We start from the raw sequence: 6,000 nt of genomic DNA, 5'->3' as shown, positions 1-6,000 counted from the left end.
CACCCACACCACCAGCGCCACCACCACCCACATCACCGCAACCCAGAACAACCAAACCGCCTTCACCAGCACCATCACCACCACACCCCACCCCTAACCCACAGACCCACCAACACACCCACAGCCAGAGACCCACACACAGCCAGGCAGACACACGACAACCACGGCGACCGCCCACCCACTGCCAGGAACCCGCAACCCACACAACAACCACAGCGCCCGCAGCCCGCAGCCCGCAGCCGACGGTCACCCCCACCACCAGCCCGCAGCGCGGAAGAGGGAAAGCCAGGTGCCTGCCAAGAGCGACGGGGTCAGCAGTTCAAGGCCGTCAACGGCCCCGCAGCGCCCAGCGCACCTCCGCCGCCTCCGGATGTTCCTCAAGGTGGTGCGCCGCGGTCAGCTCGGCCGCGCGGGCGCGGTCGGTTGCCGCGTGTTCCGGGGTCGTGGCGGCGCGGATCAGTAGGCAGCCGATGTACGGCATCGACTCCAGGGTCGGGTCCTCGGCCCGGGCCGTCTCCCACAGGTGTACGGCTTCCTCGGCGGCCTCGCGTGCCGCCGGGGTCTCCCGCCGCTCCAGGTGGATCAGTGCTCGGACCGCCCGGGCGCGGGCCAGGCGGGGCCTGTCCGGCGGGTCCAGGGCGCGTAGTTCGGCTGTCGCCCGTTCGATGTCCCGTACGGCGCCGTTCAGATCGCTCAGGTGCCAGCGCGCCCAGCCTCGCTGGACGCGTAGTTCGATGCCCTGGGACAGGGCGGCGGCGTGGCTGCCCGGGGTTCGGTCGTTCCACTCGCGCAAGGCCTTGGCGGAGTGGCGCAGGGCGGCCTCCCAGTCACCAGCGAAGCCTAGGCAGCTGGACAGGCTCATGCGGGTGGCCGTCGCCTCCGGGAGGAACGTGGCGGCCGTCTGTGCGGAGACCCCCTTCAGGGCCTTCAGAGCCTGGGCGAAGGCCGTTTTGGCCTCGGTCGCCAGCCCGGGAACGTACAACCGGGCGGAGCCTCGGGCCCTGTCGGTCAGGAAGCGCAGGTAGGCGACCGTGTCGGGCAGGAGTCCGTCCCACTCCTCGGCGTAGCGGGCCGCGTCGGCCAGGTCGTCTGCCGCGGCCATGGCCTCCTGCCATCGTCCGTCTCCCAGCAGCAGGAACACCTTGCGGTGGAGATCGACGAAGTGGGCGGGCCGCCGGTCGGGGGCCGCCGCGAGCGAACGACGGTCCCAGGCGATCAGCCTGTCGAGGATCGCGAGTGCGGCGGCCCTGCGGCCGAGTCTCTCCAGCACGAGGGTGTGGCGGCGCAGCCCCTGCACCGCGAGGGCGTGCTGGGCCGACCACTCCGCGTCCGCGAGATGAGCCACCACGTCGTCGTACTCGCGGTACAGCCCCTCCGCACCCGTCACGTCGCCGTGATGTTCGTGGAGTTGAGCGGAGTGGGCGAGGGCAAGGGACAGGTGGTACCACCACTGGTGGTCGGTGGCGTAGGCGGCGCGGGCTGTGGGCAGGGCCCGCGCCAGGGCCTCCTCGGCCGCTTCCGGCCGCTGCTGCAAGAGCGCGCAGCTCGCCAGTTCCACCAGTGTCTTGGTCACGCCCCGCGTCGGTAGGTCGGGTACGGGATGGCGGTCGTACGATGCCACCGCCGCCTGCCCCAGCCGCAGGCCCTCCAGGGGTCGGCCCGCGTGTGCGTACTGAAGGCCCAAGTTGCTCAGCAGATAACCCAGTTCGGCCTCGCCGGTCAGGGCGGTGGTCTGTTCCCAGTGCGCCCGGCAGGCCGCAAGGGCCTCGTCTGCTGTCCGCTCGTCCCTGGCGACGCGTACGCTGTAGGGCACGACCAGGTGGACGGACGTCCAGTACGCCGCGAACGCCTGTGTGCGGTCGAGGCCCGCCAGCTCCGTATCGGCGTCCGCCGCGCAGGCGAGCGCTGCCTCGTCGTCGGTGCCGCACAGCGCGAACGCCCGTTGCGCAAGGAGCCGTCCCAGCCAGGCCCGCGCCTCCAGGTCCTCGGGCACCGCGGCCCGCTCCGCGCGCAGTACGGGCAGGCCCTCCTCGGTGTACCGCAGCGTCGACGCGTGGTCGGAGCAGCGGAAGGCGATGGTGGCGGCCACGGACAGCATCCTGCTCAGCTCGCGGCGCGCGCCGTGCAGGGTCTCCCCGGCGGTCAGGTCCCGCAGTTCCTGGATCGCGCGGGCGGCGTAGGGCAGCGCCCGCGCCGGTTCGCCGATCCCGTCGTAGGCCTGCGCGAGCAACAGGTCGGTCTCCGGGGCGAACAAGGCGACTGCCGCTCCGCCTTCGTCGATCAGCCGCCGGGCCGCGAGGGCGGCGGTGCCGGCCTCGCGCAGGGCGCCGCGGGCGAGCTGGATCCGGGCGAGTTCGTAGTGTCCGACCAGCTTCAGGCCGAGGCCGGACGCGGAGCCGCCGTCGAGGGACTCGGCCGCCTCGACCGCCGCGAGCGCGCACTCCAGCGCGCCGTCCAGGTCCTGGTAGTCCTTGAGGATGTCGGCCCGGCTGTGCAGCGCCTGCACCAGGGCGGCCGTCGCGAGCGGGCGCGCGGCCCCGTTCTCCGGTGTCGGTGAGGCCACGGCGACGGCCGACTCCGAAAGGCGCAGCGCCAGCTCGCGGCTGCCCTCGGCCATCTGCTCGCACAGGGCGGCCTGGTTGAGGGCGCTGGACAGAATCAGCGGGCGTACGGCAAGAGTGCGCGGCAGCCGCCGGGCCGTCCCCAGGGCCTCCAGCGCGCACTCTCGTGCGAGTGGCGGAGGCCCTGCCAGCAGACGGGCGCCCGCCCGGGACACGAGCACCAAGGCGAGGGGCAGGAGTTTCTCCTGGTCGTTGAGGACGTCGGTGTCCCGCAGAACGCGCAGACTCTCCTCGAGCACGTCGAGGGCCGCCCCGGGGCGGCCTTGAAGCGCCCATCGCTCCACCTGGGTCGCGCGGAGCACGGCGAGGTTCACCCGGGCGACCTGGTCGGTGGCCGCGAGGGCGGCCAGGTCCGTGGCGGCCTGTTCGGTGAACTCCTCGGCCTGGTCGGCAAGGCCCAGGTGGGGCAGGACGGCCGCGAACTCGTGCAGGCGCTCCACCGCCGAGGGGTGTACGGCGGTGCCGGGGTGCCGGTGCCACACGTCCAGGGCTGCCCGGGCCGCCGTGAGGGCGTCGGCGGAACGGTTCCTGAGCATGTGCAGGCGGACCTGGGACAGCTGGCAGCCCACCAGGTGCGGGGCCGCCGCCTCCGGCTCGTCGGCGTACCACGCCAGGTGCAGGGCCAGCGACTGTTCCTGCGCGGCATCGGCGACTTCGTCCTCGCCAGTGAGACAGGCCAGGCGCACCAGGTGCAGGAGATGGTCCGACACCTGTTCCGGCGTCAGGGTCAGCTGGTCGTCGCGCCACAGCCGGATGGACCCGGCGTGCATCCACAGGGCCGCGTCGATCAGGTTGCTCGGCTCGTCGTAGTGCAGCAGCGCCCGCGCCAGACGGCGGAAGAAACGAACGTCCAACTGGCCGCGCGCGTCGGCGCGTTCGAGTGCGTCGCGCACGGCCCGTCCCATGACCGCGCCCGAGCGGGCCGCCTCGTGGACCGCCAGCGGCAGCCGTCGGCGGAGGTCCCGGCAGATGAGTTCCACCAAGAGGTCGCGGGCCTCCGGGGCGTGTTCGGCGCTTCGGCCGAGCACACCGAGCGCGCGCCCCAGACGTTTCTTGGGCAGGACCGCGAGTGCCGCCGCCAGCGGCTCGGGATCGTCACGGCACAGGTCGGCCACCAGGAGTTCGGCGACCGGGTCGGGCTGGATCGCGGGCCAGTGGTCGTCGCCGTCGCGCGATCCGGTCTCGTACAGCTGGTGCAGCCATCGGGCCGTTCGCTCCGCGCGCCGGGGTCCGAGGTCCAGTGCCGCCCGCAGCAGCGCGGTGCCCTGCTCGCGGTCGCGGGCTCCGGTCACCGCGGCCAGCGCGACGGCGGTCCGCCGCAGGCCCGCCGGGAGCGGGGTGCCCGCCGCGTCGGGCAAGGTGCGCTCGGTGAACGCCCAATAGGCCGCCTCGTGTGCCAGCAGGTTCCGGAAGGTGCTGCCGCGTGTGCCGTCCGCGGGCGGCTCGTCCGTGCCGAGGACCCGGACGAGGGCGGCGGCGTGCACCTGGAGCAGGGGGGTCCCGTCGGTCGGCGGGGCGGGGCGGCCCGGCTGCGCGGGGATGCCGAGCACGTCCGCGAAGACGTGCACCGCGCGCTCGTACTCCTGCTGCGGGTCGACGAGGGGCGGCAGCGCGCCCAGCCGGATGTGCCGCCCGTCGGCGTCGAGGTCGGTGAGCGGGCGCAGCGCGGAGTCCAGTTGCTCGCTCATCTCCCTGAGCAGGTGGCGTTCCTGCCGGGCGAGGACGAGCAGGCGGACGGCTCGGCGGGTGTGCCGGGCGGCCGCGTTCAGGGCGGTGACGAGCGCCACCAGCGCCGGGTGGTCCTCGCCGTAGTCGACGACGAGCAGGGCGGGCTCGTCCAGTGTCTCCAGCGCGTCGGCCAGCGGGCCGATCCAGGCCGTCGGCGCGGCCAGTTGGGCGGGTCTCGGGACCATCCCGGTGATCCAGCCGCGGCCGTCCATCGTGCGGGCCAGTTCCACCGCCAGGCGCGTCTTGCCCACGCCGCCCGGGCCGGTGACGAGGGCCAGGGAGAACGGCTCCGGCTGCGCGCACCAGGCCGCCAGGCGGTCGTGGTCGGCGTCGCGGCCGCCGAAGGGCACCAGGCACAGGCTCGGTCGGAGCAGCTGGGCCCGGCTGTAGGAGTCGGCGGTGGCCTCGCCGCGCACCCGCAGTGCCTCGTCGGGTCGGTGGGCGGGCCGCAGCAGTTCGGCAAGGCGGGGCACCAGCGACCTGCGGCGGGCCGCCCGCCAGGCGGGGTGCGTGGGAAGCCGCACGGCCAGGGTCGCCGGGTGCAGGCCGGAGGGGTGGTCGGCGTCCAGTCCTGTGAGGGGCACGGCCCAGCCGCCGGTGCTCAGGAAGTGGTCGTGGTGCGCCATCCTCATCACGGCGGCCACGCGGCCGGTGCGCAGGTTGAGCACCGGTCCGCCACTCATGCGGTCGATGATCGGCCGCCCGTCGAGTTCGAGCAGTTGGTGTCCGTCGACGTCGACCGTGCCTTCGCAGACGTACCCCATGGAGTGCAGGGCGGGTCGCGCTCCGGGAGTCCCGTCGTCCAGGGCGCGGGTCCAGCCCAGGGCCAGGAGTTCGTCGCGGTCGCGCCCGGCGCGGGCCTGCCGCTGGTCCAGTTCCACCCAGGGGTGGTCGGCCACGTCCACGTCCAGGAGGGCCAGGTCGGGCGGCGGGTGCCGGGAGGGGCCGCGCTCCTGGGGATAGCGGGCCCGCACGGTGGCCGTCAGCGCGCGCCCTTCCAGGAACACCTGTGGATGGTCATCGGATGCCACGACGTGCGCGCAGGTCAGCACCAGGCCGGGCCCGACGAGGAAGCCGGTGCCCTCGCCGGCGCTGCGGCCACCGCGCTCCCGGATGGACACCGTGCAGCGGGCGAGCAGGTCCAGGAGGGGATCCTCATCCGGCCGGGGTGTCACCGGCGGACCCTTCCTCGGTCGTCGGCGCTCCGTCGCCCCCGGCATTTCCGGGCTCCGCCGCGCCCGCCTTCGCCCGCCACAGCGCCGTCACCGTGAACGTGGCCTTCCCTCCGGCCCCGGTCACCAGTCCGATCAGGCCGGAGCCGTCGACCGCCACGTCGAGCCCGAAGGACACGGTCAGTTCGTCCGGCTGCGCCTGTCGTACGGATCCGCGCACCAGGTCCATCACGCCGTGGATGCTTCGCTGCACTCCGCCGAGGCCGAACACCCGCCCCGCCCGCTCGACGGGCCCCCGGCCCCGGCTCGCGGTGATCAGCAGCTCGGTGCCGTCGGGCAGCACGGCCCGTACGACGTCACGGCTCAGCTCGTCCTCGTTCATGCGTCCCCCATGCCGGATGCGACCGGGCCGCCACTATAGGGAGGCGCGGGGTGGCCTCGACAGGCTTCGGGGCGATACCGGCAAAGGGAACAACCGC

The 6,000-nt window shown here is 73.8% G+C and carries 2 protein-coding genes; both read right to left on the bottom strand.

Annotation, left to right across the window (positions count from 1 at the left end; genetic code table 11):
- Positions 1-328 precede the first annotated feature (328 nt).
- Positions 329-5,524 (bottom strand): S1 family peptidase, encoded by a 5,196-nt coding sequence (locus IG74_RS0112690; RefSeq protein WP_030674534.1) that lies wholly within the window; start codon positions 5,522-5,524, stop codon positions 329-331.
- Positions 5,505-5,903, bottom strand: coding sequence for a CU044_2847 family protein (locus IG74_RS52060; RefSeq protein ID WP_030674531.1), 399 nt, complete (start codon positions 5,901-5,903; stop codon positions 5,505-5,507). Before IG74_RS52060 ends, IG74_RS0112690 begins: the two co-directional genes overlap by 20 nt.
- Positions 5,904-6,000 lie beyond the last annotated feature (97 nt).

The sequence above is a fragment of the Streptomyces sp. NRRL B-1347 genome (assembly GCF_000720325.1).
In the GTDB taxonomy this organism is placed as follows: Bacteria; Actinomycetota; Actinomycetes; order Streptomycetales; family Streptomycetaceae; genus Streptomyces.
This window is presented reverse-complemented; position numbering and strand designations above follow the sequence as displayed.